Below are 25,227 nucleotides of genomic sequence, written 5' to 3'. Positions count from 1 at the left end.
GCATGAGTGGAATCATCTATTGGTTTTTTGGTCGATCCGGCGCGGGAAAAAGCACCCTCTCCAGCAGCATCGTAGAACACCTGCGCAAGGAGGGCAGGACGGTGCAGCTCGTGGATGGAGACGAACTTCGGGCGGGGGTGTGCGCGGACCTGGGCTATGATGATGCCAGCCGCACGGAGAATCACCGCCGCGCTGCGGAGATTGCGAGGCTGGCCAGTGCGCAGGGGATGACAGTGGTGGGTGCCACCATGTGTCCGGCAAGGCATCACCGCGCGCTCTTGAGAAGCATCCTGGGGGACCAGTTGCGCCTGATCCACGTGAAAGCCAGCCACGAGGTTTGCGCGGCGCGCGACCCGAAGGGACTTTATCGACGGGCGCAGCAGGGATTGATCACGCACTTTGCCGCAGACACGTTTGAAGAGCCTGACGAAAGCGAAGTGGATGGCGTGATCGATACCAATCAAGCAGACCCGGAAGCCTGCTGCGAAGTCACGTGGCAGATGGCCCGGCGGTTCCTTCAAGAGGCCACATAGTGCAGGAAGCGAAAGAGCGCGCAAAGGAGCGCGGACACTCTTGTCCGCCGTTCTGTAGTGCATCGAGCTCCATCATGCGGAAGCAACTGGAGACGTCTCTGGAGCAGCTAGTGGAATGTGGCCTTGCCTGCTGGATGAAGGGAGGTGGTGCATCAGCGATAGCGGACAAGAGTGTCCACGCTCCTTTGCATGCCCGCCGCTCCACCTTCAAATGGAACAGCCCCTCACAGACCTCGCACCCAGTCAGGACACACGCCGCAAGATCACAAAGATAGCCCGGGGATGCGGCTGGCGTGTGCCGTGAAACTCCGTGTCCCATCCATCGATTCGCTCATAATTTGCACCGAAGTATTCCAGCACCTCCTTCTCTGAGAAGCGGAAGGGACCTGGTCGTGGAGGTTCAGCAATGCTGAAGCATTTGAGGAAGAGCAGGCCACCCACGGGCAGAATCTTCGCGAGGGAGGAGAGGTAGGCAGGACGTTGCGCTGGAGGGACGACATGAAAGCAGCCGCGATCCAACACCAGATCAAAATTCTCCTGTAGCTTGGTGTTGCACACATTATCCACCACGCAGGTGACAGAGACGCCTTTCTCGGTGGCAAGACTTGCCGCGCATTGCATGGCTGCCGCTGAAAAATCGGTGGCCCATGCTTCGAAGCCACGCTGCGCGAGAGCCACGGCTTGAGTCCCGGCACCTGCTCCCAAATCCACGATGCGTCCTCCGGTGATGTGCAGCTTTTGCAATGCGAGTGCTACATCGGGATCCAGGCCCGCCCAGTGCCACGGAAGCTTTTCCGGATGGCCGCTTCTGTAGACGGGTTCGAACCCAAGATTGGCCACTTCTGTGATTTCTCTGCAACTGGAAGCAACTGGAGGGCACGCTTCTTGACTGTGTTGTGAAACCGTGGTTGGGACCGGTGCGGCTCCATCTTGCTGACGCGTTTGTTTATCTGACATGCGGCTCAGTGCACTGGGAGGGTTTGGTTTGTGCAGGGTGCATCCAGTCATCTATGACGCGGTCGATTTCAAATGTAAGCTTGAGGTGGAAGCAGTGGCGTGGCAGGGCGCGCGTCAAGGTGGCCACCCACGCGCTGTACCGTGATTTCCCCAAAGAAGGTACAGAAGGAAATGTGTGGCAGCGGTTTGAGAGCATCGTGCAGGCGCATGCGAACCGCCCTGCGGTCTCTGGGGAGAAGGGAGTACTGACCTACCGCCAGCTTTGGAAGCAAGCACGCGCCATTCAACGCGCTCTGGGCCCGCCTGGCCCTCCGGTGGCGCTGCTACTGCGTCATGAGGCCTCCATGATTGCACCCATCCTGGGTGCAGTCGCTGCGGGCAGACCCTATGTTTTTCTGAATCCCTCCCTGCCCGTGGAGCGACTCCGCTTCATGCTGGAAGACTCGGGGGCAAAGACCCTGATCACCAAAGACACGATGCAGGTGGCAGACACGCTCACCGGTCCAGACATCGTACGACTGGATGTGGCGGACATGATTCAAGCCGCGAAGGATGCGTCCGAAGATGAGACAAACGCAAACGCGGTGCCGATCCAAGCGGGGGCACCGCTGTGCATGAACTACACCTCGGGCACCACCAGCACGCCTTCCGGTGTGGTGCGCAGCCATCGCGCCCTGCTGGTCAACATCCGGAACATGACCCGGCTGGGCAAGATTTCACCAGCGGACCGGCTCACCTGTCTCATCTCGCCTACCTTTGGTGCGGCGATGATGGACATCTTCGGAGCGCTGCTGAACGGCGCGTGCCTTCACATCTACGATGTGCGCGGCAGCGGTCTGGAAAAGCTGCCGGACTGGATCGAGGCCAATGAGATCACGTTCTACCATTCGGTGCCCACGTTGTTCCGCTCCTTCGTGTCTGCGGTGAAGGATGCGTCCACGTTGCGCTCCATGCGCTTTGTATTGCTGGGCGGCGAACAGGTCTTCGCGTCGGATCTGGACGCGTTTCAAAGGCTCTTCCCTCGAGGCGCGGTGTTTCAAAATGTGCTGGGCATGACAGAGGGTGCGGGGATCCTCTGCAGCTACCTGGCTGACCATGGAACACCCAATACAGAGAATCGTGTGCCGGTGGGATATCCCGTGGATGAGAAGCAGATCTGGATTGCTGACGAACACGGCGCGCAATTGCCGTTTGGAGAGCCCGGGGAAATTGTCGTGCAGAGCCGCGCGCTCTCCACGGGCTACATCAATCGTGAAGAGGCCACCCGGCGGAAGTTTCGCGAGGCGGCCGATGGTTCGGGCGATTGCCTTTTGTTCACTGGGGATCTCGGTCGCATCCGACCCGATGACGGCGCACTCGTGTGGCTGGGAAGAAAAGATCTGCAGGCAAAGGTGGGAGGCATTCGCATCAGCCCGGCCGAGGTGGAAGCCGAGCTCCTCAAGCTGCCCTCCATTCGTGCCGCTGCGGTCACCGTGGTGACATCCGGTGAGAACAAGCAGGCGCAGATCCTGGCGTGGGTCATTGCCAGGGAAAATAGCTTCCTGGATCCGGACGCCCTGCGACGGGAACTGCAGAACGAACTGCCGGGCGATGCCATGCCGGGCAGGTTTATCCAACTCGACAGCCTGCCTGTGCTTCCCAATGGAAAGGTAGATCGCAATTCGCTCACACTCGATCACCCGGCGGTGAAGAGGGGAGCCAACCTCTTCCCTGTGGCGCCAAGAACGGACACAGAGCGCACCGTGGCCGCGGCATTCGCACGCACGCTGAACGTGGAGCGCGTGGGTGCCTATGATCACTTTTTCGAGCTGGGTGGCGACTCGCTCGGCGCCATCAATGTGCTGGGCACGCTCTCGACGACCTACGGTTTCGAGTTGCCAACCGTGGCGTTGTTGCATCATCCCACAGTCGCGGTCCTCGCAGAGATGATCCCGATCTGGGCAGCCCAGGCGACATCAGCCGGAACCTCCTTCGGAGGACAAGCGCTGCCTGCAAAAAACCTGTCCATCGTTACCATGCGCACCCAGGGAACCCGCGCGCCGATCTTCATCTGCCCCGGCGGCCACGGAAGCGAGAACGAACTGCTGGTCTTCGCCAAGATGCTGGTGATGCTCGATCTGGATCGTCCCATTCATGGGCTCAGGCTTTCCGCTTTCACCGACAGGTACCGTGACATGCATTCGCTCACGGCAGCGGCGGCGGAAATCGGCGAGCAACTGCTGAGCGCGCATCCCCACGGTGCATTCATTTTGATGGGCGAGTGCGGCTCAGGGGTGCTGGCGGCGGAAATCGCGCGGTGGATTGAGCAGGTGGCCCCGGACAGGATGCCGGAGAAGATCATCCTGCTGGACAGTCGGACCAACGAACACCGCTTGGCGCACGGAACACGTTTTGAGAACGCTGATGAGCTTTTGCAACCTCACATGAAGGACTTCTTCCGCCTCCTGCTCACGTGGGAGACACCTCAGGTGAACTTCCCCATGGAGTTGATCAACAGCGAAGGATTTCTCTCCGAGGGGAATGACCCCTCGCTGGGCTGGCAGAAACTGAGCCGTCATCCGCTGCCGGTGCATCGGATTCCCGGCGATCATTTCAGCTACATCCGGGAGCACGCGGACAAAGTGGCTTCTGTCATCCACAAGATGCTCGACACGAACGAAGCCGCGGCTGCCTCTGTCTCAGGCAATTCGGGGGATCTGGACCGGGCGGGGTAGCAACGACGGGACCCACCCCGAAAGACGGTCCCAAACGGCACCGTTCTTTTCCCAAGCCCCTGCGTGGTATCGTAGTGGCTGGTCCCCGTGCTCATGCCCCAGCCATCTCCAGCCTGCAGTGACTTCCACAGCACTCACCTGCTGAGTCGCCGCTCGATCCTGCGCGTCGGTGGCATGGGTCTGTTTGGCATGACACTGCCACGGCTCCTCGGCGCCATGGAGGCTGCCAAGATCGAGAAGCGCGTGGCCAAGGCAAAGTCCGTCATCTTCCTTTTCCAGTGGGGTGGCCCGAGTCATCTGGAGACCTTTGACATGAAGCCGGATGCGCCCAGTGGCATCCGCGGCTTTCACAAGCCGATGTCCAGCAACGTGGACGGCATCCAGGTGAACTCCCTGCTCCCGAAGACCGCGCAGATCATGGACAAGGTGACGCTCATCCGCAGCGTGCATCACAACATGAAGAATCACAACAGCGCGGGCTACTACGCGCTGTCCGGCCATGCGCCGCCCAGTGATGACCAGCGCCTGAAGGACACGCCGGATCTCTTCCCCGCGTACACCAGTGTGGCGGATGTGATGCTGCCCTCACGGTTGGAAATTCCCACCTCGGTGCATCTGCCTTTCGTGATCAGCGATGGCACCCAGACGCCGGGGCAATTCGCCAGCTTCTTGGGCAAAGCGCGCGATCCCTTCCTCGTCACCAAAGATCCGAACGAGCCCAACTTCGCCCTGCCTGAGCTGAGCCTGCCGGATGGCATCACGTATGAGCGGCTCGCCGCGCGCCGCGAGATGCAGAAGCTGGTGGACAACCAGAGCCGACTTCTGGAGTACTCCGCCGCAGCGCGCGGTCTGGATGGCTATTATGAAAAGGCGCTCGCCATGCTGCACAGCTCGCAGGTGCGTGAGGCCTTCGACCTGGGCAAGGAATCCGACAAGGTGCGCGACTCCTACGGACGCAGCTCGTATGGACAAAGCTGCCTGCTTGCGCGCCGCTTGGTGGAAGCTGGGGTGAAATTTGTCACCGTGACCTTCGACCCCAATATCGGGGGACGTGTCACCACCAGTGGTGGCTGGGATACGCATGGCTTCGATAACACGCGCATGTTCCCCATCATCGAGCAGCGTCACCTGCCCATGACGGAGCAGACGCTGCCCACGCTGTTGATTGATCTGGATCAACGCGGACTGCTGGATGAAACACTCGTCGTGTGGGTCGGTGAATTCGGCCGCACACCTCGCGTGAACAAGTCCCTGAGTCGCGACCACTGGCCTTTCTGCTACACTGCCCTCATGGCTGGTGGTGGCACGAAGCGCGGTTTTGTATACGGCGCCTCCGACAAGAACGGTGAACATCCCGCGGACAAGCCGGTGAAGCCCGATGACCTTGCCGCGACGATGTATCACCTCATGGGCATCGACCCGCATCACGAGTTGCATGACCTCGCCAATCGTCCTGTGCCGCTGAGTTACGGCAATGTGATAGAGGGCGTGATTGCGTAGGGCGCGTTTCGCAGGCTGGGATCAGCGCTCGCCTCAGTGTCAGTCTCGCTGTGAGGCACCAGCGGAAGCATCACTGTGAATGTGGTGCCTTTGCCAAGTTCGCTTGCGACCGTGATCGTACCGCGATGAGATTCGATGATGGCCTTGCAGATCGAAAGTCCCAATCCGGTGTGGCCTTCCGCGGAAGAACGTGAGTTATCCGCGCGATAGAAGCGATCAAACACATGCGGCAGGTCGCGAGAGGAGATGCCCACGCCGGTGTCGCTGACAACGAACACCACACCAGTTGTATCCTGGAATACGGCCAACTTCACCTCACCGCCGGGCCGGTTGTATTCGATGGCATTGACGAGAAGGTTTGCGATCACCTGCTTCAACTGCGTCGGGTCTCCCAAGGCCATGGCAGACTTGAGGTCGAGATGCACCTGGACATTCCGTTCCGCAGCGAGCGAGCGAAGGAGGCTCGCTGATTCCGTCACGATTTCATCCACGGCACAAGGCACTCGATGAATCTCACTGGTGGGAGCATCCTGACGTGCGAGAATGAGGAGCGAGTTCACCAGGTTTTTCATCTGCTGCGCGGCCATCTGGCAGACACTGAGGGCCTCGCGATATTCCTCCGCTGAACGCTCTCGCTTTAGCGCCGCCTGTGCCTGCAGCAGGATGACGAAGGTCGGCGTGCGCAGCTCGTGGGAAGCATCCGCGGTGAACTGCGCCTGTCTCGCGAAGGCGGATTGCAGCCGGGTAAAAGTCTCATTCAAAACCCCTGCCAGCTCACCCAGTTCACTGGTGGCATCCTTGATCTTGATGCGCTCGGAGAGATTGCCTCCGGCCACGACTCTTGCCGCATGACTGATGGCGCCAATGGGCTTGATGGCCCGACCCGAAAAGTGCCAGCCAGTAGCCACTCCCAAAAAAATCACCGCAGCACCTGCCACCGTGAAACCCCACGCGAGGTGGCGCAGCTCTGCCTGGACCGGTGCGATGGAGCAGCCCACGACCACCATGGTTTGCGGAAAAAATTTCTTCACAAAGTTCGCATCCAACGGAAAGCGAAACCGGGGCGTGCTGGGCATCGAGGGCGGGTCCACCATGGGATTTGCAGAAGACCGATTGGGCGGCGCCAGTACGCGCGGCACTCCCTTCTGCTCTCCCATGAGTCCAGGCGGCATCGGTCGTGTGGACAAGAGCATGAATTCCCTGAACTCGCCACGCTGCCTCACCACGGGATCACTGGACGCATCTTTGAATGCCGGCACGGGAACATTCGCGGGAGCGTTCGGTGAGGAGGCGATCGTCTTGCCGGATGCGGAAATAACCAGGTAATAATACGAACCCGGGCCTCCATCCTCAAAGAGTGTCCGGTGCTCGCGCTGCAGGCGGAATCCGGGCTCCCACCCCAGGGCTGGAGGGGGACCGATTCCCGCTACCACTGCAGTGATGCGGCGCTGCAATTCGGCATCAAGTCTCTTGAAATTATTTTCTCGAACAAGCCAGTAAGCCGTCCCACCAAACGCGACCAGTACCACCAGCAGGATGATAGCGTGTCCCGCTTGAATCCGCCAGCGCAGGGATTTGTGGAACGCCTTCATTTCATTTCATTTGATGCAGTAGCCCATGCCGCGGCGGGTGCTGATGAACTCCGTTCCGAATTTCTTGCGCAGGTTGTACACATGCACATCGATCAAATTCGACTGGGTGTCCTCTCCATCATCGAAGAGATGTTCATAGAGCGCAGAACGCGAGACCACCTTTCCCCGGCGTAGCGCCAGGAACTCCACCAGCGCATATTCCCGTGCGGTCAGGGAAACCAGATGGCCCTCCTTGGATACGGTGCGCGCTGCGAGATCCAACAGGATGTGGCCAACCTCAATAAGCGGTCTCGGCTGCCCCACACTGCGACGAATGAGCGCACGCAGACGCGCGAGCAATTCATCCAGGTCACAGGGCTTGGTGAGATAATCATCCGCACCGCTGTTCAGTCCGCGGATGCGATCTGGCACGCTATCGCGGGCGGTGAGCATGAGCACCGGGGTCTTCTTTGTCTGGCGCAACCTTCGCAACACTTCCCAACCGCTCACTCTGGGGAGCATCACATCCAGCACCACGGCATCGTAGTCTGTCTCCAGTGCTTTCCAGAGTCCTTCACCGCCATCGGCAGCCACATCGACGGCAAAACCGTCCTCACGCAGCGTGTGCGCAAGGGTGCGTAAAAGGTCCGACTGATCTTCAACAACAAGTGCTCGCATGGGGGATGACGAGGGGGGGTTGTGACTTAACCGCTGAACGTGCGGCTGGTTGCGCGCGGTGCGTCACATCATCAGGATAGCCCGCGCTACATGAAGATAAGATGAAGACATGACGCGTGATTTTTGCAGAAAGTCCCTGCGGCTTCACGCATCCTTCATCGTCGCCATGTCAGGCTGCGCTCATGTACACCCCCGCCAGCCATGACACGACGTCGCCGGGCACCGAGCCGTTTCCCTTTGCGACCGTTAGCAAAAAAAGATCCTTGTTCCACTACACCGCTCCGTGGTGTGCAGTCACGGCGTTGTCTTGCGCAGCGGCGCTCGCGGGTCCACCGTCCACGGGAAATGCCTCGGCCGTCGCCCAACGCGAAATCGCGCGCCGCATGCAGCGCGTTGCTGATGCCCGGGCCGCGATTGCCGAAGGGGACAAGCTGATGGAGGCCAAGGATTGTGATCGAGCACTCCAGCAATATCTCACTGCTATTGAATTGCTGCCGATGGCTCCGGTGTCAGCGCAAGAGCGCGCGGAAGCCAATGCCAAATATGCCGAAGCCGCCGTCTGCCTGGCTGCTGAACGTGCCAAGAATGGGCACTATGGCGAAGCCCGCACCCTGCTCAATGATGCCCTGAAGCGGCAGCCCGATTTCAAGAAAGCTGAAGTCCTTCTCAAGCAGCTCGATGATCCGGAGCGCTATGAGGTCGCGCTCACACCGGGACACGTGGAGAACGTGCATGAAGTCCAGAAGGCCCTGGAGAAGGGCTACAGCTACTACAACCTCGGAGACTTCGACAAGGCCAACAAAACGTTCCAGGAAGCCCTGCGCATCGACCCCTATAACAAGGCAGCGCGGCGCGGCATGGAACAGGTGGAACAGCAGCGCGCTGATTACTTCGACGTCGCACGCGATCACACGCGGGTGAAGATGCTGAATGCGGTGAACCAGGCCTGGGAGGATCCCGTACCGATTTCTCTTCAGAACAATGTAGCCTCTGCGTACGGCCAGACCATCAGTGCGGGGGCTTATTACACCGACAAGATGTCCCGCATCATCTTTCCCACGGTGCAGTTCGCCGGTGCGAGCATTGAAGAGGCCGTCGAATTCCTGCGCATCAAGAGCAAGGACTATGACACCATCGAGCGGGATCCCGCGAAGCGCGGAGTGAACCTCATCATCAAGCCAGGCACAGCGCCTTCCACCGCGACCATCAGCCTGGATCTCAAGGACGTGCCGATGTCCGAAGCCCTGCGCTACATCACTGAACTCGGTGGGATGAAGTACAAGGTGGAACCCTATGCCGTGGTGGTGGTGCCTCTCTCGGAGGTGGGCAATGAGATGTACACGCGCACCTTCAAAGTGCCGCCGGATTTCCTCACTTCCGCCGCCGCAGATGGTGCTGGCGCTGGGCCGGCCGCACCAGCGGATCCCTTCGCCCCTGCAAGCGGCACAGCTACCAGCTCCCTGAAAACAAAAGCCAATGCGAAGGACATCCTGGTGCAGAACGGCATTCCGTTTCCGGATGGCTCTTCCGCAGCATTCATCTCCGCGACTTCACAATTGATTGTGAGGAACACCCAGCCGTCCCTCGATCTGGTTGAGCAATACGTTGAGGAACTCACGCGGAAGGTTCCCCAGCAGGTGTACATCACGGCCAAGTTCGTCGAGGTAAGTCAGAAGAACACCGATGAGCTCGGCTTCGACTGGACGATGGGCGCCTTCAACATTGGCGGTCAGCGTGTTTTCGGATCGGGTGGCACCACGGGCAACTCTGCCAACGGCTCTGTCTCTGGAACGGATTTCCCGTTCTCGCTCGACGGTTCGGTGGTGGGCAGCAACCCCATCACCAGCGGCAATCGCAGTGGCTCTACTGCCATCAGCACGGACTCGATCGATGGACTGTTGAACGCCCAGAATCTTGCGTCGTCCCTGGCGCCCGGGGTCTTTGCTGTTTCGGGCGTATATACGGATCCGCAGTTTCAGATGGTGATTCGCGCGCTCAGCCAGAAGAAGGGCGTGGATCTCATGAGCGCGCCCAGTGTCACCACGCGCTCAGGTCAACGTGCGACTGTGGAGGTCATTCGCGAGTTCATCTATCCCACCGAGTTCGATCCGCCCCAAATTCCGCAATCAGTGGGTGCTACCACAGGCAGCACGGTCGGCACCTCGAGCAGCTCCACCTTCCCGGTGACGCCCACGACCCCCACCGCCTTCGAAATGCGCCCTGTGGGCGTGCGCATGGAAGTCGATCCCGTGATTGGCCCGGATGGCTACACCATCGATCTCAACCTCGCACCCGAGGTGACTGAGTTCGAAGGCTTCATCAACTACGGCAGCCCGATCAATACCTCCTCCACGGACGCCCTCGGCAACCCGACGACCGTCACGCTTACGGAGAACCGCATCGAGCAGCCCATCTTTTCCACCCGCAAGGTGACCACAGCGGTGACGGTCTGGGACGGGCAGACGGTGGCGATGGGCGGCCTCATCCGTGAGGATGTGCAGCAGGTGGACGACAAAGTGCCGATCCTGGGTGACATCCCGATTCTGGGCCGCCTTTTCCAGAGCAAGGCCGAGGACCACTACAAGCGCAACTTGATGGTCTTCGTCACGGCCAGCCTCATCGACCCGTCCGGTGAGAAGATTCGCAAGCCGGCCCCGGCGCTGGAGCCCGCTGATTCTCTACCCACGGTGGAAACGACCCTACTGCCCCCAGTGTCGCCCTCCCAGCCGGTGCTGCCCCTCAATCCGTAGCTCCCGGACTTTCCTCCGTTGGGGGAGGAGAGGCAAAGTGCACTGTTCAAAAGTTCAGTGCGTACGGTTGCCAGCGTGGGGCGAATCGGTATGATTCGCTCCACGCCACTCCGGCTTCCCCACCGATGTCCGTCCGCACCCCCAAATCCGCTGTCCCGGTCACTGACAACCACATCCACATCAAGGGGGTTCGGCAGAACAACCTCAAGGGGTTCGACCTGGACCTGCCCCTCGGGAAGCTGAACGTCATCACGGGGCCGAGCGGTTCGGGGAAGTCCTCCCTGGCCTTCGACACCATCTATGCGGAGGGCCAGCGCCGGTATGTGGAAACGTTCTCCCCGTACACCCGGCAGTTCTTCGAGCGCATGGACAAGCCGGAGGTGGAGGCCATCCACGGCATCCCACCAGCCATCGCCATCGAGCAGGTGAACAACATCCGCTCCACGCGCTCCACGGTGGGGACCATCACGGAGATCAATGACTACCTGAAGATGCTCTTTCCGCGCCTGGCGGAAGGCGCCTGCCCGGAGTGCGGCAGGCCCGTGCGGCCGGAGTCCCCGGAGAGCATCCAGCAGACGCTGCTCAAGGATCATGCGGGCAAGACGGCGCTGATTCTCTTCGGCGTGGCGGTGCCCGCGAAGTCCACGGTGGAGGACTTCTTCGCCTTCCTGCAGAGCCAGGGGTATGTGCGTGTGCTGCTTTACGGCGAAGTGATCCGCACCGATGAGCCGGCGTCCTTCGGCAAGCGCAAGCTGCCTGCCGTGGTGCCTGTGGTGCAGGACCGCGTGACCCTGGAGACGTCGAATCGCATGCGCCTCACGGAGGCCATCGAAGCAGCTCTGCGGTATGGCAAGGGGACGATGAGCGCCGCCATCCTGGACAAGAATGGGAACAGCGCATCGCAGCAGCAGCATCTGAGTTTTTCCACCGACTGGAGATGTGCGGACTGCGACTTCAAGCTGCCCGAGCCTACGCCGGGACTTTTCAGCTTCAACAATCCCATCGGCGCCTGCCCTTCATGCCGCGGCTTTGGCAAGACGCTGGGCATCGACTGGCGCAAGGCGATCCCCGATGAGTCGCTGAGCATTCGCGATGGATTGGTGCGCCCCTTCGCGGGTGAAACCTACAGTGAGTGCCAGACGGATCTGGAACGCTGCGCACGAGCACGGAAGGTGGATCTCAATCTGCCCTTTGATCAGTTCAGCGAAGAAGATCGCAACTGGCTCATCGAAGGCGACAATGCAGATCCCGAGGAGGCCTACAAAACCGGCGAGTGGTATGGCATCCGTGGATTCTTCAAGTGGCAGGAATCTCGCGCGTACAAGATGCACGTACGTGTCTTCCTCAGCCGCTATCGCGCGTATACCGAATGCAACGAGTGCAACGGTGGCCGCCTGAAGAAGGAGGCATATTATTATCGCGTCGCCGGCAAGACCATTGCGGACTTCTGGAAGATGCCGGTGAATGTGCTGCTGCCCACGGTGCGAACCCTCGACGTGGTGGAGGGCGATCGCGCGGCAAAGATGTTGCGTGATGAGATCGCCTCCCGCCTCAGCTACATGGAGCGCGCTGGCCTTGGTTATCTGGATCTGGATCGCCAGACGCGCACGCTGAGCGGTGGTGAACTCCAGCGCGTGAATCTCACCACATGCCTTGGCGCCTCGCTGGTGAATACACTTTTCGTTCTCGATGAGCCAAGCATTGGTCTGCATCCGCGCGACATCGGCAGGCTCATCGGCGTGATGGAGGGCCTGCGCGACAAGGGCAATACCTTGCTCGTGGTGGAACACGAAGAGGCCGTGATGCGCGCGGCGGACAACCTCGTGGAAATCGGACCCGGTCGCGGCGAGAAGGGTGGGGAACTGGTGTTCCACGGACCGCTCTCCTCCCTGAAGAAGACGCATGGCACGCTGACCGGTGATTATCTCTTCGGAAGGAAGAGCATTCCCGTGCCGAAGAAGCGTCGCACGCCTGCGCGTGGACAGGCCATCAAGATTGTCAGTGCGCAGCAGCACAATCTGAAAAAGCTCAGCGTCGATATTCCTCTCGGCGTGCTGTGCTGTGTGACGGGCGTGAGCGGCAGCGGCAAGAGCACGCTGGTTCATGACGTGCTGTATCGCAATCTGATGCGCCAGCGCGGTGAGAGCATCGAGGACGAACCTGGCCGTGTGAAGTCCGTCGATGGCGGAGACAAGGTCGGCACCGTGGTGATGGTGGACCAGAGCCCACTGGCGCGCACGCCGCGCAGCACGCCGGCGGTGTACGTGGGTGCCTTCGATGCCATCCGACAGCTCTTCGCCGAAACGGAGGACGCGAAGTCCGAGGGCATCACGCCGGGCTTCTTCAGCTTCAACAGCGGCGACGGTCGTTGCGAGCGCTGCTGGGGGAATGGGTATGAGAAGATCGAGATGCAGTTCCTCAGCGACCTGTATGTGACCTGCCCCGAGTGCGAAGGGAAGCGCTACCAGCCACATGCGTTGCGCATCCTGTTGCATGGGAAGAACATCAACGAGGTGCTGGGCATGACCATCGACGAAGCCACCGAGTTCTTCGCCGGCATCGCCTCGAAGAAGGCGGCGAACGTGCTCGTCTCGCTGCGCCTGCTGCAGGAGGCCGGGCTGGGATATCTTCGCCTGGGCCAACCTCTCAACACGCTGAGTGGCGGTGAAGCACAGCGCTTGAAGTTGATTGGGCATCTTCTGGAACCGGCATCGACAGACAAGAAGACGCTCTTCCTCCTGGATGAACCAACCACCGGTTTGCACTTCGATGACATCGCGCTGCTGATGAAACTGCTGCAGCGGCTCACGGATGAAGGGCACAGCATCCTCGTCATTGAGCACAACACCGAGGTCATCAAATGCGCCGACTGGATCATCGACCTCGGTCCCGAGGCCGGTTCGGACGGCGGACAGTTGGTGATTGCCGGCACACCGGAACAGGTGGCGGCTTGTGAAAAATCATGGACGGGCAAGTATCTGCGTGGCGCCCTGGATGGTGATGCCAGAGCCGCCTACGAGATCCCGGAATCCAGTGGCAATATCGTGCGCGATGATGAGGTCGGCTATGGCAAGGGCCTCGCGCTTGCGAAGAACGCGATCTCCATCCGTGGCGCGCGCGAGCACAACCTGAAGAACTTCAATCTCGATATCCCGCGTGATCAGCTGGTGGTGGTTACCGGCTTGAGCGGCAGCGGCAAGTCCTCGCTCGCGTTTGATCTCATCTTCGCAGAAGGGCAGCGCCGCTTCCTGGACAGCATGTCCGTCTTCGCCCGCACCTTTGTGGAGCAGATGGAGAAGCCTGATGTGGATCTCATCGCTGGTGTCCCGCCCACAGTCGCCATCGAGCAGCGTGTGTCACGCGGCAGTGGCAAGAGCACGGTGGCCACGGTCACGGAGGTGTATCATTTCCTGAGACTCCTCTTTGCCAAGTGCGGCACGCAGTACTGCCCGAACTGCAGCATCCCCGTGGAGAAGCAAAGCATCAGCTCCGTGGTCGCGACAGTCGAAGGCCTCGCAAAGAAATCGGTGCTCCACATCATGGCGCCCCTGATCAAAGCACGAAAGGGTTTCCACACCGAAGTTGCGGAGTTCGCCCGCAAGCAGGGCATTGAGACACTGCTCGTGGACGGCGACTTCCGCGACACGGCGAACTTCAAGCGGCTGGAACGATTCAAGGAACACTCCATCGATGCGGTGCTGGGCAAGACCGAGAAGAACGCCCGCGCACTGGCCTTGAGGCCCTTGATTGAAAAGGCGCTCAAGCTCGGCAAGGGCATGCTCAAGGTTCGCCTGCAGGACAAGTCCATCCGTGTGCTGAACACGGAGATGAGCTGCCCGCAGTGCAGCATGAGCTTTGAGGAACTCGACCCGCGCCTCTTCTCCTTCAACAGCCCGCACGGCTGGTGCAAATCCTGCCGTGGCTTCGGCGTGGTGATGGAAGGCGCCTCGGACGGAGAACGTCGCGATGACGTCTCGCAACTCGAAGTGGAGATGGAAGAAGAACGCCGCTTCGATAGCGGGGAGCACGCCATCGTCCAATGCCCCTCCTGCCATGGTGCGCGCATGAATCCCGTGGCGCGTGCGGTACAGGTGCAGGGCATCCATCTCGAGCAGATTGCAGAACTCTCCGCAGAGAGAGCCTCGGATGTGGTGGCCAAGCTGAAATTCACCGGACGGCAGGCGGAGATCGCGCGCGACATCATGAAGGAGATCTCGCAGCGACTGCTCTTCATGCAGGAGGTGGGCCTGGCCTATCTCCAGCTCAATCGTAGTGCCGACACCCTGAGTGGTGGCGAGGCCCAGCGCATCCGCCTGGCATCACAGCTCGGCTCGAATCTACGCGGCGTGCTCTACGTGCTCGACGAGCCCACCATCGGCCTGCATCCGCGCGACAACGAGCGCCTGCTGAACACGCTCTCCGCGCTGCGCGACAAGGGCAACTCACTGCTCGTGGTGGAACACGACGAGGACACCATGCGCCGTGCGGATACCATCATCGATCTCGGCCCCGGCGCCGGTCGCTTCGGTGGCCAGATCGTGGCGATGGGGAACCTTGATGAAATTTCGAAGCACGAGGACTCCGTCACTGGCAAGGCACTACGCAATGTGATGCCGCATCCGCTGCACGGCAAGCGACGCCCCCTACCGAAGAAAAATGATTCGAATGGCTGGCTCACACTCAAAGGCGCTACTGCCAACAACCTGCGCAAGGTGGATGTGAGCCTTCCCTTCGGATGCCTCACCATCATCACCGGCGTGAGTGGCAGCGGCAAAAGCTCGCTCATGCGCGCTGTGCTGCATCCCGCAGTGAAGGAAGAACTGGCTAATGCGAAGAAGAAAGGCCGCAAGTCCAAGAACGGGGAGAAGAAACTCTGGACCTCCATCCACGGCGTGGATCAGATCGCGGCGGTATATGAAGTGGATCAGTCGCCGATTGGAAAAACTTCCCGCTCCTGTCCTGCGACCTATGTGGGTGTGCTGGATGACATCCGCAAACTCTTCGCCCAAGTACCTGCAGCACGTGCGCGTGGGTATGAGGCGGGACGATTCTCCTTCAACACTGAAGGCGGCCGCTGCGAAACCTGCGGCGGCAATGGCGAGGTGAAGGTGGAGATGAACTTCCTGCCGACCACACGCGTGCATTGTGAGGTCTGTCACGGACTGCGCTTCAACAGCGCCACGCTGGAGATCGAGTACAACGGCAAGCACATCGGCGATGTCCTGCGCATGAGCATCGCGGAGGCAGCGGAGTTCTTCGCGAGCATTCCACGCATCGCACGACCTCTGGCGCTGTTGGCGGAGACAGGTCTCGGGTATTTGCAACTTGGCCAGCCAAGTCCCACGCTCAGCGGTGGCGAAGCACAACGCCTGAAACTGGTGACCGAACTCAACGCCGGGCAGGGCCGCACGGTGACGGAGAAGATGCGCGGGCTGAAGAATACCAAGCGCAATCTCTACCTCATTGAGGAGCCTACCATTGGTCTGCATCACCACGATGTCGTACGATTGATCGAGATCCTCCATCGGCTTGTGAATGAAGGCCACATGGTGGTGGTGATTGAGCATCACCTCGATGTCATGGCCGAAGCGGATTACGTTATCGATATCGGTCCGGAAGCAGGGGAGCACGGCGGCAAAGTCGTGGCCACCGGCACACCGGAACAAGTGGCAAAGGCGAAGGGCAGCCGGACGGGGGTGTTCTTGAAGGCGCTGCTGGAGAAGTAGGGAGGGGCTTCTCGCGCTACCGCACAAAAGCGGGGACAGGAGAGCCCCGATCCTTGGTTGTGGCCGGGAGAAGCTGCCACCTCTTCAAGGAGTGGGAGCATTCCTGCTCCCATTTGCGTAACGCCTCTCCTGAGGTTCGACAATCGCCACGCTCATCACCAGGTGGGCACGTCGTACTCCTCAGCCTTTGCTGCTCTGCTGCTTTGCGATTGAACTCACCCGTGGTGCATCCCCCCACCGTATTGCCACCCTTCCATGGGGCCAGGAATGACCCCACTCCTTGAGTGGGTCTCACACTGTATTCAAATATGGTGTGATATACCTTATTCCATATCAAAACACCACGATCAGCCCCGGCACAATCTTCACACCGCCGCTGCTGCTTACGCTCGGTGAAATTCGTCCCTGGCCGGACGCAGCCCCAGCAACTGGACGAGCGGCCGGAGCCACGGGCGTTTCCAGCAGGTGGCCATAAACCCTCTCACCCGCATCAAGGAATCCTGACGTTCACGCTCCCGGATGAGCGTGGCTTTGGCGCGATCACGTTCTGATTTCACGCGTGCGATGACATCCTTCATCTCAGCCACTTCCCGGGTGTGCGCTACGAACTGCTCATATGCCCGGAAGTTTCCGAGAAGCGGCGGGGAGAGTTTGGCGAGCATGATGGCGCTCGCACGCATCTCCTCAATGGGATCCGAGGGACAGGGGAGCGCCAGCAGCGTGCGGTAGGCTGCCAGCCACTGGTCCACCATTTCATCCATCCCCAGCCTGGTCCGCGCCAGGTTATGCATGACCCCATGGTCAGTGCGGGCGTAGGTGTCGAGAGCAGTAAGCACTGAACCTGTTTCCAGGGGTTCAGTAAGGCAGCGCCGGCCGAAATTGTCGTTTCTCAGTGTTTCGAAGTTGTCGGAAGTGATCATGGGCCCCATGCCCTCCCGTCCACACAAGATGACGGCACAGCCTGTCACCAGCGACTCCATCGCACAGCGCCCCTGGCCAAACACCAAGTCATACCCCCCGAGGATCTTCTCGGGATCGGTGACGAGTTTGCCGGCTCCCGCGCCTGCCATGTCGAGCTGCACGCCACGCATCCTGCATGCCTCGCGGATGGGGGTGACTACGGAGAGCTCGGTCGCGAGATTTCCAAAGACCAAGGCGCGCCTGGGCTCCGGCGGAAGGGGCTGGGTTCGGCTCGGAAAACGGGTAAGGTCCACCGCATTCCTGATGCAAAGCACATCTGACACGCTGCACTTCACCTCCGAGGCGATGCGCTCCTGCCGTGAGATATCCACCGCGGCATACATCAGGAGCCGTGGAAACTTGGGAGCCTCGTCATGCCACGCCAGGAAGTCATGGCAGACAAACAATCCCGGGGTGCCAGGCAGGGCCAGCAGGGCGCTGAGGGTGGTGAAATTGTGGTGTCCATGAACCAGATCCGGTTTCCAAGGCAACGCCTCAAGATTGGTGACCACGGGCACACCACTGGCCACGAGTTCCTCCGCCAGCTCTCCCCAAGAAAGGGTGAAGACCATGGGCCGGTGGCCGCGCGCCTTCAGCCCGAGGGCGAGATCACGGACGTGCGTTTCCGTGCCGCTGCGCCCGCTGAGGATCCAGTTGGTAAGAAGGATGGTCAGCATGGCCACGGTCCCGCCCCAGTCCAGCCGCTTCCCGGATGGTGCTGGCGAACGGCGCCAAAGCTCATGGAACACATGGTAGAATGCGGGGGCATCCCCCACGCCTAGTGCGCGGGGAACTCAAGGTCAATCCGTGCGAGCCCAGAGGCACGCAGCTACACCACGACCCTATTCCTCACTAGGTACATTTGTGTAGGCCATGGCATACATCCGGCAAAGTTCCCACCATGGTCTAACCCATCCTGATACACCACAATGTACCATGATATACCAAATCAGAACACCGTGATCGGCCCCGGCACAATCTTCACGCCGCCGGCACCCAGGGGATTGCCCATGGTCTCGTTGATCTCGCTCACGGCGCCATTCTGGAAACCGACGGTCAGGCGGCCGACTTCGACTTTCACATAGATGGTCGACTGAACGAGCTGACCGGAGGCATCGCGGCCGGTGGTGACTTGGGGAACCTTGTCAAAGATGCTGTACTCCAGCACTTCCTCACGGCCCGCTGCGGTGATCTTGGTGGACTTGCGCGTGGGGCGACCCAGGGACTGTTCCACTTCCAGATTGGTCATGCCCAGCGCCACCTGGCGGTTGGCGATCAATTCGTCCACCTTCTTCTGCCGTTCATAGAAGGCCTTCAGCTTGTCGTAGAGCTGGGGATCGGGCGACTTCAGATCCTCCTTCCGCATCCAGCCGGCGACGTCGCCATGCCGGGCACGGCCGCGGACCTTGTAGCTGGTGTCCGTCATCGCCACGAGCTGCACCGTGGTGCCGGGCGCCATCTGGCCCAGGGGACGCTGCATGTCGATCTGGTAATAGATGATCGAGTCGCCAGCCACGCTCAGGCGGACGGGCTTCGGCAGAATATCTTCGATGTACAAGGAGCCCGGCTCCGTCGTGCCGCCGAGGCGGGAACGAGCCTGCTGCGCCTGTAGCAGGGACCCCCCCATGAGACACAGGGCGAAAGCGGCGGTAGCAGCGACGAACACAGTGCGAGAGCGGGAGTTCATGGCAGGGCGAGACTAACAGTGTTGGTTGATGTAGGGAAGCGCTGAATAGGATGAGACGAATCACCCGCCGCTTTTGTTCGATGACGTTTTTGCGGCTTCCCACCGAGGGAGGCTTATGATACACCGGATCAGATGATCCTACGCACCGCCTGCCTTTTTCTTTTCGCCTGCTCGGCCCTCATGCTCACCAGCTGCCAGAACATGGGCCAGATGGCCAATCCGCTGGATGGCGCCAACCGCATGATCCAGGCGATGGGCAGATCTGTGGGACGCCTGACGGGCGATGCCACACCGTCCGGCCAACTCCACCTCGAAACTGGCGAAGTGAAGCGTGCCCTGGAGGCGGAGCAGCAAGGCAAGCCCTTGCCTAATATTGCACCAACAACCCCGGTTGGGAACCAAGTGGCGCTGGCCCGCTGACCTGTGGTGCAGACTGACCCAGCTCGTCTCAGTCAATTCAATTTTGCGGGACCGGCATCATCACGCCCAGTCGCGGCACACCCTTCCCGCCCAAGTCCGGCCAGCCGCCGACATCCTTCTGTGAGGTGAGGGGACTGCCAAAGCGGAGCATGGTCACATCCATGATCAGGCGGGCATCCACGGCATCCAAGGGACCGCGATTCCCGGCCTCGGCCAGCACCCGGTGAGCCGCCGTTTCGACGGACTCAAGGGTGACTGGAACAGGTGCGGAGAAGAGGCGCTCACCCACGACTTCGTCCGGCGTCTTTCCGCCCGCCCACATGACGGGCCGCGCCGTGGCCAAAGCAGCCGCCCAATACCCGGTGCCTATCGGTGGCAACTCGACACTCTTCATCGCCTTGGCGGTGTCCGGGCGGGGGCGGGGGAGACCCTTGTGATCCAGCAGGGGGGGTCTGGCCGGGGAACTGGATGCACCGAGCAGCTTCATCACCGGCTTCGCGATCACTTTGTTTCCCTGCACCGCGGTGCGCACATCCGCGCCGTGCCCATGCTTCTCGATGGGCTCAATCTCCACCGCTTTGGGAGAGGAGGTGATGTAGAGATTGTTCAGGAACTGGAAGCGGAAGACCTTGCCCTTGCCGGTGCCGTTCTTCTCTTCCACCCCGGTGGAGTAGCGGGAGCCGCTGCGCTCGTAGTCGAAGATGACATTGTTCACCGCCTCCATGCGCACGGTGTACTTGCTCTTGGGCGTCATGTCGTTGCACTCGAACTGCGGGCCGCGCATCACGAACCGGGCCAGCAGGCAGTGATGCAGGCTCAGGGTGCTGGCACTGCAGTTCAGCACGAAGGCGTGATGGTCACCGTAGGGATGGAGCCTTGGATTGGACAGCGGCTCACCCAGGATGCACCACTGGATGGTCACGTCCTGGCAGCGGGTGATGCCGAAGAGCTCGTCGCAACTCCACGAGACGGAGCAGTGGTCAAAGAGCACGCGACGGCAGTCCGTCAGCCCGATACAGTCCAGGCCATCCGAGTTCGGCGGGCGGTCACGCTTCGTGGCCTTCACCTTGCGCAGGGTCGTCTCGTCTCCGAGGCGTACGCGGATGTGGCGGACGATGATGTCGTGGGTGCGCTTGAACTCCAGGCTTCCCCCGCGAATGCAGATGCCCGCGCCGGGTGCATCCGAGCCGTCGATGGTGAGGAAGGGTTCTTTGATTTCAATCCGGTCCTGCAACGCAATGGTCCCGCTGACAGAGAATTTCACCACCCGCGGACCCTTCTGGCGGAGCGCCCAGCGCAGGCTTCCGGGGGCGGGCTTCTTCGGATTGTCATCGAGGCGGGAAACCATGAGCACCTTGCCGCCTACGCCGCCTTGGGAGGAGGCGCCGAAACCTTCTGGCTTGAAGTCGTCCGCCGCCGAGAGGCGGAGGAGGGGAGCGCTACTTCCAAGGAGGAGAACCAGTAGAAAAAGAAGACAGGGAGGGCGCATGGAGAGAGTACGGGGAGGAACTGCCGTCGGCTGAGCTTGTCTATTCGACGGTGGTGAGTCACTTTCTTTCAATCGCCGTTCAGACTCATGCCACACCCCAAACTCCTACGCCTGGCAGAAACGGAAGTCGAACGCGCCCGCGGCCAGCTCCCCGAGGAAGTGCGGGCCGCCTCCGAGGAATGCCTGGTGACCTACGAGGACATCGAAGACGCCTTGGAAGAAGATGACGAACTGCCGGACGACCTCCTTGGCCTCTTCGAAGGCTACAACCGCATGGACCCCCTTCCTGCCGGTCCTGCTGACATGCCGAGGATTCGCCTCTTTCTGGACAACCTCTGGGACTACGCATCTGGGGATGAGCACCAGTACCGGAAGGAAGTGCGCGTCACCTGGCTGCACGAGCTGGGCCACTACCTGGGGTGGGGGGAGGAAGAGATCGAAGCGCTGGGGCTGGGCTGAGTCCGCCTAGCTAGCTGATGTCCGTGGGGTCGCCCATTTCCTTGTTCAGGGCCACAGCGGCTTGGACAAGGCGCTTCACCACCGCGTCGGAGATGGTGTCACCCTCGTTGAGCTGGAGGGTAGCCATTTCGTACTTCCCACCGGGTTTGAGGCGGGGCTCAATCTCCCGCAGGAGCTGTCCACGCCAGAAGCCGAAGAGGACCCGTTTCTCCTCCGCGCGGATGAGAAACACCGGGCCATTACAGTGGTAGACCACGTGTCCCCACTTGATGGATTCCGTGGTGGCGTCAGTAGCAGCCTTGCGTGCCACCTTCCTCAGGCGCTCCACCAAGGGACGTTGCCACCCGGTGAGGCTGGCGACATAGGCATCCGGGGAGGCGGGTACATTGGAGGCACGTTTCATGGCCATACCGGGTAGGGGAGAGGGATAGTGGGGGCAGAATAGGGCAGGATGCAGTGCTCCGGCAAGCCTCCAAATAAGGTCCTGAGAGCGCGCTTTTGAGCCCGTTTCGGACGGGAAATGGCACCTGTTGTGCCTCAAAACGGGCTTCTACCACTATATATAGGGGTCCAAAAGTGTTCCACGTGGAACATTTGGCAGGCTTTTACCCCCTGTGCTATCTTCTCGACCGCTCCATCCTCCATGTCTAACTCCCTCTACACCTACCCGAAGACCTATGACGTGATTGTCTGTGGGGCAGGGCATGCTGGGGTGGAGGCCGCCATGGCGGCGTCCCGCATCGGAGCACAGACGGCTATCCTCACGCAGAATCTGGACACCATCACCCAGATGTCCTGCAACCCTGCCATCGGAGGCCTGGCGAAAGGCCACATGGTCCGGGAAATCGACGCGCTCGGGGGGATCATGGGCCTCAATACGGACGCCACCGGCATCCAGTTCCGCATGCTTAATGTGGCCAAGGGCCCCAGTGTGCAGGCTCCTCGTGCCCAGTGCGACAAGAAGGCCTACCAGTTCCGCATGAAGTGGCTGGTGGAGAACCAGCCCAACCTCGACCTCCACCAAGGCAATGCTGCCGAGATTCTGGTGGAAGGGGACCAAGTGGTAGGCGTGCGCACCAGCCTTGGTATTATATATAGGGCGAAGTCGATCGTGATCAGCTCCGGCACCTTCATGCGGGGGCTCCTGCATGTAGGTCTGCAGAACCAGGCAGGTGGCCGCATGGGAGACACCATCTCAACCCTGAGCGACAGCCTCAAGCACCTCGGCTTCGAGGTCCGTCGTTTCAAGACCGGTACCCCCTGCCGCATCAACGGACGTAGCATCGACCTGAGCAAGTGCGAGCGCCAGCCGGGCGATGAGCCGCCTCCGCGCTTCAGCTACCTGAGCGGTGTGTTGCCTGACGACGCCCAGCTTTTCACCCTGAACCGCTGGCAGCGGGAGACGTTCCACGTGGAACAGACCCCTTGCTGGATCACGTACACGAACCCGACCACCCACGACATCATCCGGGCGAACCTCGACAAGTCGCCGATGTACTGCGGCATCATCGAAGGCGTGGGCCCCCGCTACTGCCCGTCCATCGAAGACAAGGTGGTGCGCTTCGCGGAGAAGGAGCGCCACCAGATCTTCCTCGAACCCGAAGGTCGCCACACCCACGAGTATTATGTGAACGGCGTCTCCACCAGCCTGCCGTTCGAAGTGCAGCTTGCCTTCATCCGCAGCATCACCGGGTTGGAGAATGCCGAAATCATCCGCCCCGGCTACGCGGTGGAGTACGACTACTGCCCACCGACCCAGCTCCATCCAACCCTCGAAACGAAGCGGGTGGGGGGCCTTTATTTCGCCGGCCAGATCAACGGCACCTCAGGCTACGAAGAAGCCGCCGGTCAAGGACTGCTCGCCGGGACCAACGCCGCCCTCAAGGTCGGTGGCAAACCCGCCTTCGTTCTGAAGCGCTCCGAGGCCTACCTCGGCGTCATGGTCGACGACCTCGTGACCAAGGGAACCACCGAGCCCTACCGCATGTTCACCAGCCGGGCCGAATACCGTCTCCTGCTCCGCCAGGATAATTGCGACCTGCGTCTCACGCCCAAGGGGATTGAGTTTGGCATGGTCGATGCCTTCCGTGCCCAGCATACCACCGAGAAGGCCGCCCGCCTCGCCGAGCTGCGGACCCTGCTGGCTACCACCACCTATCAGAGCACGCGACTCGAACAGTGGGTGCGCCGACCGGAAAATACCTGGTCCGCCCTGCCGGAAGAGATTCGCGCCAAGTTCACCGATGAACTCTGGTGCCTCGCCGAGAATGACATCAAGTACGCTGGATACATCGCCCGTCAGCACGAGCAGGTGGAAAAGGCGGCACGCATGGAGGACAAGGCGATCCCCGACTGGGTGGACTACACCGCCATCAAGAGCCTAAAGCGTGAGGCCCAGCTCAAGCTGGCCCAGCTTCGTCCGGCGACCTTTGGTCAAGCGGCGCGCATCCAGGGCGTGACTCCATCCGACCTTGCCGTGGTGCAGGTGTGGGTGAAGCGGGCGGGAGCCGGAAGGGAAGAGCTGGCACCAGCGGGGGAGTAGGTCTGCGACCCCCCGTAGCGTCGAGCGGTCAAAGGAGCGCGGACACTCTTGTCCGCTGTTCTGCTATGCGGCGACCCCCATCATGCGGATGCGGCTGGTAGCGTTCTTGGAGCAGCTCCTGGAGGCTGGCCTTGCCTGCCAAATGAAAGAAGGTTGGGGATCAGGGATAGCGGACAAGAGTGTCCGCGCTCCTTTGCAAATCCCACGCTTCACCTTGGAATCACGCCACGCCACGCGCTCCGAAAGAACAACACCTCAGTGCCACTTGGGATTGTCACAGAAATCCCGGTAAGCACCACCCAAGCCATCACGCAGCGCCGTCTTCGCCTGCCAGCCCAACGCCTTCATCTTGCTGTTCTCCATCAGCTTCCTCGGTGTGCCGTCGGGCTTGGAGGAATCAAATTTCAACTCACCTTGGAAGCCCACCACCTCCTTCACCAACTCGGCAAGTTCACGGATGGACACATCGTCGCCATAACCGAGGTTGATCCAGTCGGGCGGATTCTCCACGCCCAAGAGATGCACGCACCCTTCTGCAAGGTCGTCGGCGTGCAAAAATTCGCGACGCGGTGAACCGGTGCCCCAGACAGTGACATCGCTGGCATCGTTGACCTTCGCCTCATGAAAGCGGCGAATCAGACCGGGAATCACATGCGAGTTTTCCGGGTGGTAGTTATCGCCGGGGCCGTACAGGTTGGTCGGCATCGCGGAGTGGAAAAGCACGCCGTACTGCTTGCGGTAGTACTGGCATAGTTTCAGGCCCGCGATCTTGGCGATGGCATACGCCTCATTGGTTTTTTCCAGTTCACTGGTAAGCAAGGCCTCTTCACGCATCGGCTGGGGAGCCTCGCGGGGATAGATGCAGGAACTGCCCAGAAACAGCAACCGCTTCACGCCGGTGCGATACGCTGCCTGGATGCAGTTCGCCGCGATCATGAGGTTGTCATACAGGAACTCGGCCGGATAAGTGAAGTTCGCGTGGATACCACCCACCTTCGCCGCTGCAACTACCACAACCTCAGGCTTTTGCGACGCAAACCAAGCCTCAACTGCTGCTTGATTGCTGAGATCAAGTTCATTCCGGCCTGCCGTGAGAATCTTGCTCTGACCGCGGGCCTGAAAGGCTCTTACCAAGGCACTGCCTACCATGCCACGGTGGCCGGCGACAAAAACAGAACTAGCAGGATCGAGACTCATGGGGAGCGGGGAGGGGGACGGCACTAATGAAGCGTCTCGCCCTC

Annotated in this window: 16 protein-coding genes; 8 read left to right on the top strand and 8 right to left on the bottom strand. The window is 60.7% G+C overall.

The genetic code is table 11. The features are described 5' to 3' along the window. Window positions 1-2: 2 nt before the first annotated feature. Window positions 3-533, top strand: coding sequence for an adenylyl-sulfate kinase (locus G5S37_RS30740; protein WP_165210452.1), 531 nt, complete (start codon window positions 3-5; stop codon window positions 531-533). A gap of 243 nt (window positions 534-776) precedes the next feature. Here the strand turns inward: G5S37_RS30740 and G5S37_RS30735 are convergent, their stop codons facing one another. After that, window positions 777-1,373 (bottom strand): class I SAM-dependent methyltransferase, encoded by a 597-nt coding sequence (locus G5S37_RS30735; RefSeq protein WP_165210449.1) that lies wholly within the window; start codon window positions 1,371-1,373, stop codon window positions 777-779. A gap of 236 nt (window positions 1,374-1,609) precedes the next feature. Between G5S37_RS30735 and G5S37_RS30730 the strand changes: the two genes are divergently transcribed. Further along, a complete protein-coding gene (locus G5S37_RS30730) occupies window positions 1,610-4,204 on the top strand; it encodes an AMP-binding protein (protein WP_206026228.1) in 2,595 nt (864 codons plus the stop codon). Window positions 4,205-4,297: 93 nt separating this feature from the next. Continuing rightward, window positions 4,298-5,704 carry a DUF1501 domain-containing protein gene (locus tag G5S37_RS30725; protein WP_165210443.1) on the top strand — a complete coding sequence of 469 codons (1,407 nt, stop codon included), beginning with the start codon at window positions 4,298-4,300 and terminating at the stop codon, window positions 5,702-5,704. On the opposite strand, the gene G5S37_RS30720 is transcribed toward G5S37_RS30725, so the two are convergent. Both G5S37_RS30720 and G5S37_RS30715 read right to left on the bottom strand, forming a co-directional pair. Then, a complete protein-coding gene (locus G5S37_RS30720; RefSeq protein ID WP_165210440.1) occupies window positions 5,671-7,296 on the bottom strand; it encodes a HAMP domain-containing sensor histidine kinase in 1,626 nt (541 codons plus the stop codon). The two genes, G5S37_RS30725 and G5S37_RS30720, sit on opposite strands and share 34 nt — an antisense overlap. A gap of 6 nt (window positions 7,297-7,302) precedes the next feature. After that, window positions 7,303-7,953, bottom strand: coding sequence for a response regulator transcription factor (locus tag G5S37_RS30715; protein ID WP_165210437.1), 651 nt, complete (start codon window positions 7,951-7,953; stop codon window positions 7,303-7,305). Window positions 7,954-8,135: 182 nt separating this feature from the next. Here G5S37_RS30715 and G5S37_RS30710 point away from each other — a divergent pair, with 182 nt between their 5' ends. Further along, window positions 8,136-10,703 carry an Amuc_1098 family type IV pilus outer membrane protein gene (locus tag G5S37_RS30710; RefSeq protein WP_165210434.1) on the top strand — a complete coding sequence of 856 codons (2,568 nt, stop codon included), beginning with the start codon at window positions 8,136-8,138 and terminating at the stop codon, window positions 10,701-10,703. 125 nt (window positions 10,704-10,828) lie between these two features. Next, complete coding sequence (gene uvrA / locus G5S37_RS30705; protein ID WP_165210431.1) at window positions 10,829-16,429, top strand: excinuclease ABC subunit UvrA; 5,601 nt, start codon at window positions 10,829-10,831, stop codon at window positions 16,427-16,429. A gap of 383 nt (window positions 16,430-16,812) precedes the next feature. On the opposite strand, the gene G5S37_RS30700 is transcribed toward uvrA, so the two are convergent. Both G5S37_RS30700 and G5S37_RS30695 read right to left on the bottom strand, forming a co-directional pair. Further along, entirely contained in the window at window positions 16,813-18,066 is a 1,254-nt protein-coding gene (locus G5S37_RS30700) for a glycosyltransferase family 4 protein (protein ID WP_165210428.1), read from the bottom strand. 272 nt (window positions 18,067-18,338) lie between these two features. After that, on the bottom strand, window positions 18,339-19,076 hold the full coding sequence (locus tag G5S37_RS30695) for a hypothetical protein (RefSeq protein WP_165210425.1): 738 nt from the start codon (window positions 19,074-19,076) through the stop codon (window positions 18,339-18,341). A 180-nt stretch (window positions 19,077-19,256) separates the two neighbouring features. Here G5S37_RS30695 and G5S37_RS30690 point away from each other — a divergent pair, with 180 nt between their 5' ends. After that, window positions 19,257-19,496 carry a hypothetical protein gene (locus G5S37_RS30690; protein ID WP_165210422.1) on the top strand — a complete coding sequence of 80 codons (240 nt, stop codon included), beginning with the start codon at window positions 19,257-19,259 and terminating at the stop codon, window positions 19,494-19,496. A 37-nt stretch (window positions 19,497-19,533) separates the two neighbouring features. On the opposite strand, the gene G5S37_RS30685 is transcribed toward G5S37_RS30690, so the two are convergent. Further along, window positions 19,534-20,985, bottom strand: a complete 1,452-nt coding sequence (locus G5S37_RS30685) for a hypothetical protein (protein ID WP_165210419.1) — start codon at window positions 20,983-20,985, stop codon at window positions 19,534-19,536. Window positions 20,986-21,072: 87 nt separating this feature from the next. On the opposite strand from G5S37_RS30685, the gene G5S37_RS30680 reads away from it, so the two are divergent. Continuing rightward, a complete protein-coding gene (locus G5S37_RS30680; RefSeq protein ID WP_165210416.1) occupies window positions 21,073-21,444 on the top strand; it encodes a metallopeptidase family protein in 372 nt (123 codons plus the stop codon). Between the two features lie 10 nt (window positions 21,445-21,454). Here the strand turns inward: G5S37_RS30680 and G5S37_RS30675 are convergent, their stop codons facing one another. Continuing rightward, window positions 21,455-21,847: a DUF1801 domain-containing protein gene (locus G5S37_RS30675; RefSeq protein ID WP_165210413.1), complete on the bottom strand. Its 393-nt coding sequence runs from the start codon at window positions 21,845-21,847 to the stop codon at window positions 21,455-21,457. A 240-nt stretch (window positions 21,848-22,087) separates the two neighbouring features. Between G5S37_RS30675 and mnmG the strand changes: the two genes are divergently transcribed. Beyond that, the gene (gene mnmG, locus G5S37_RS30670) at window positions 22,088-23,986 is read left to right on the top strand and encodes a tRNA uridine-5-carboxymethylaminomethyl(34) synthesis enzyme MnmG (protein WP_165210410.1); all 1,899 of its coding nucleotides are present in this window, start codon (window positions 22,088-22,090) and stop codon (window positions 23,984-23,986) included. Window positions 23,987-24,241: 255 nt separating this feature from the next. Here mnmG and G5S37_RS30665 read toward each other — a convergent pair whose 3' ends face one another. Beyond that, the gene (locus G5S37_RS30665) at window positions 24,242-25,183 is read right to left on the bottom strand and encodes a GDP-L-fucose synthase (protein ID WP_165210407.1); all 942 of its coding nucleotides are present in this window, start codon (window positions 25,181-25,183) and stop codon (window positions 24,242-24,244) included. Between the last annotated feature and the right edge of the window lie 44 nt (window positions 25,184-25,227).

Origin of the sequence: Roseimicrobium sp. ORNL1, from assembly GCF_011044495.1 — a bacterium.
Taxonomy (GTDB): domain Bacteria; phylum Verrucomicrobiota; class Verrucomicrobiia; order Verrucomicrobiales; family Verrucomicrobiaceae; genus Roseimicrobium.
The sequence above is the reverse complement of the archived record's forward strand: the minus strand, read 5'-3'. Positions and strand labels throughout refer to the sequence as shown.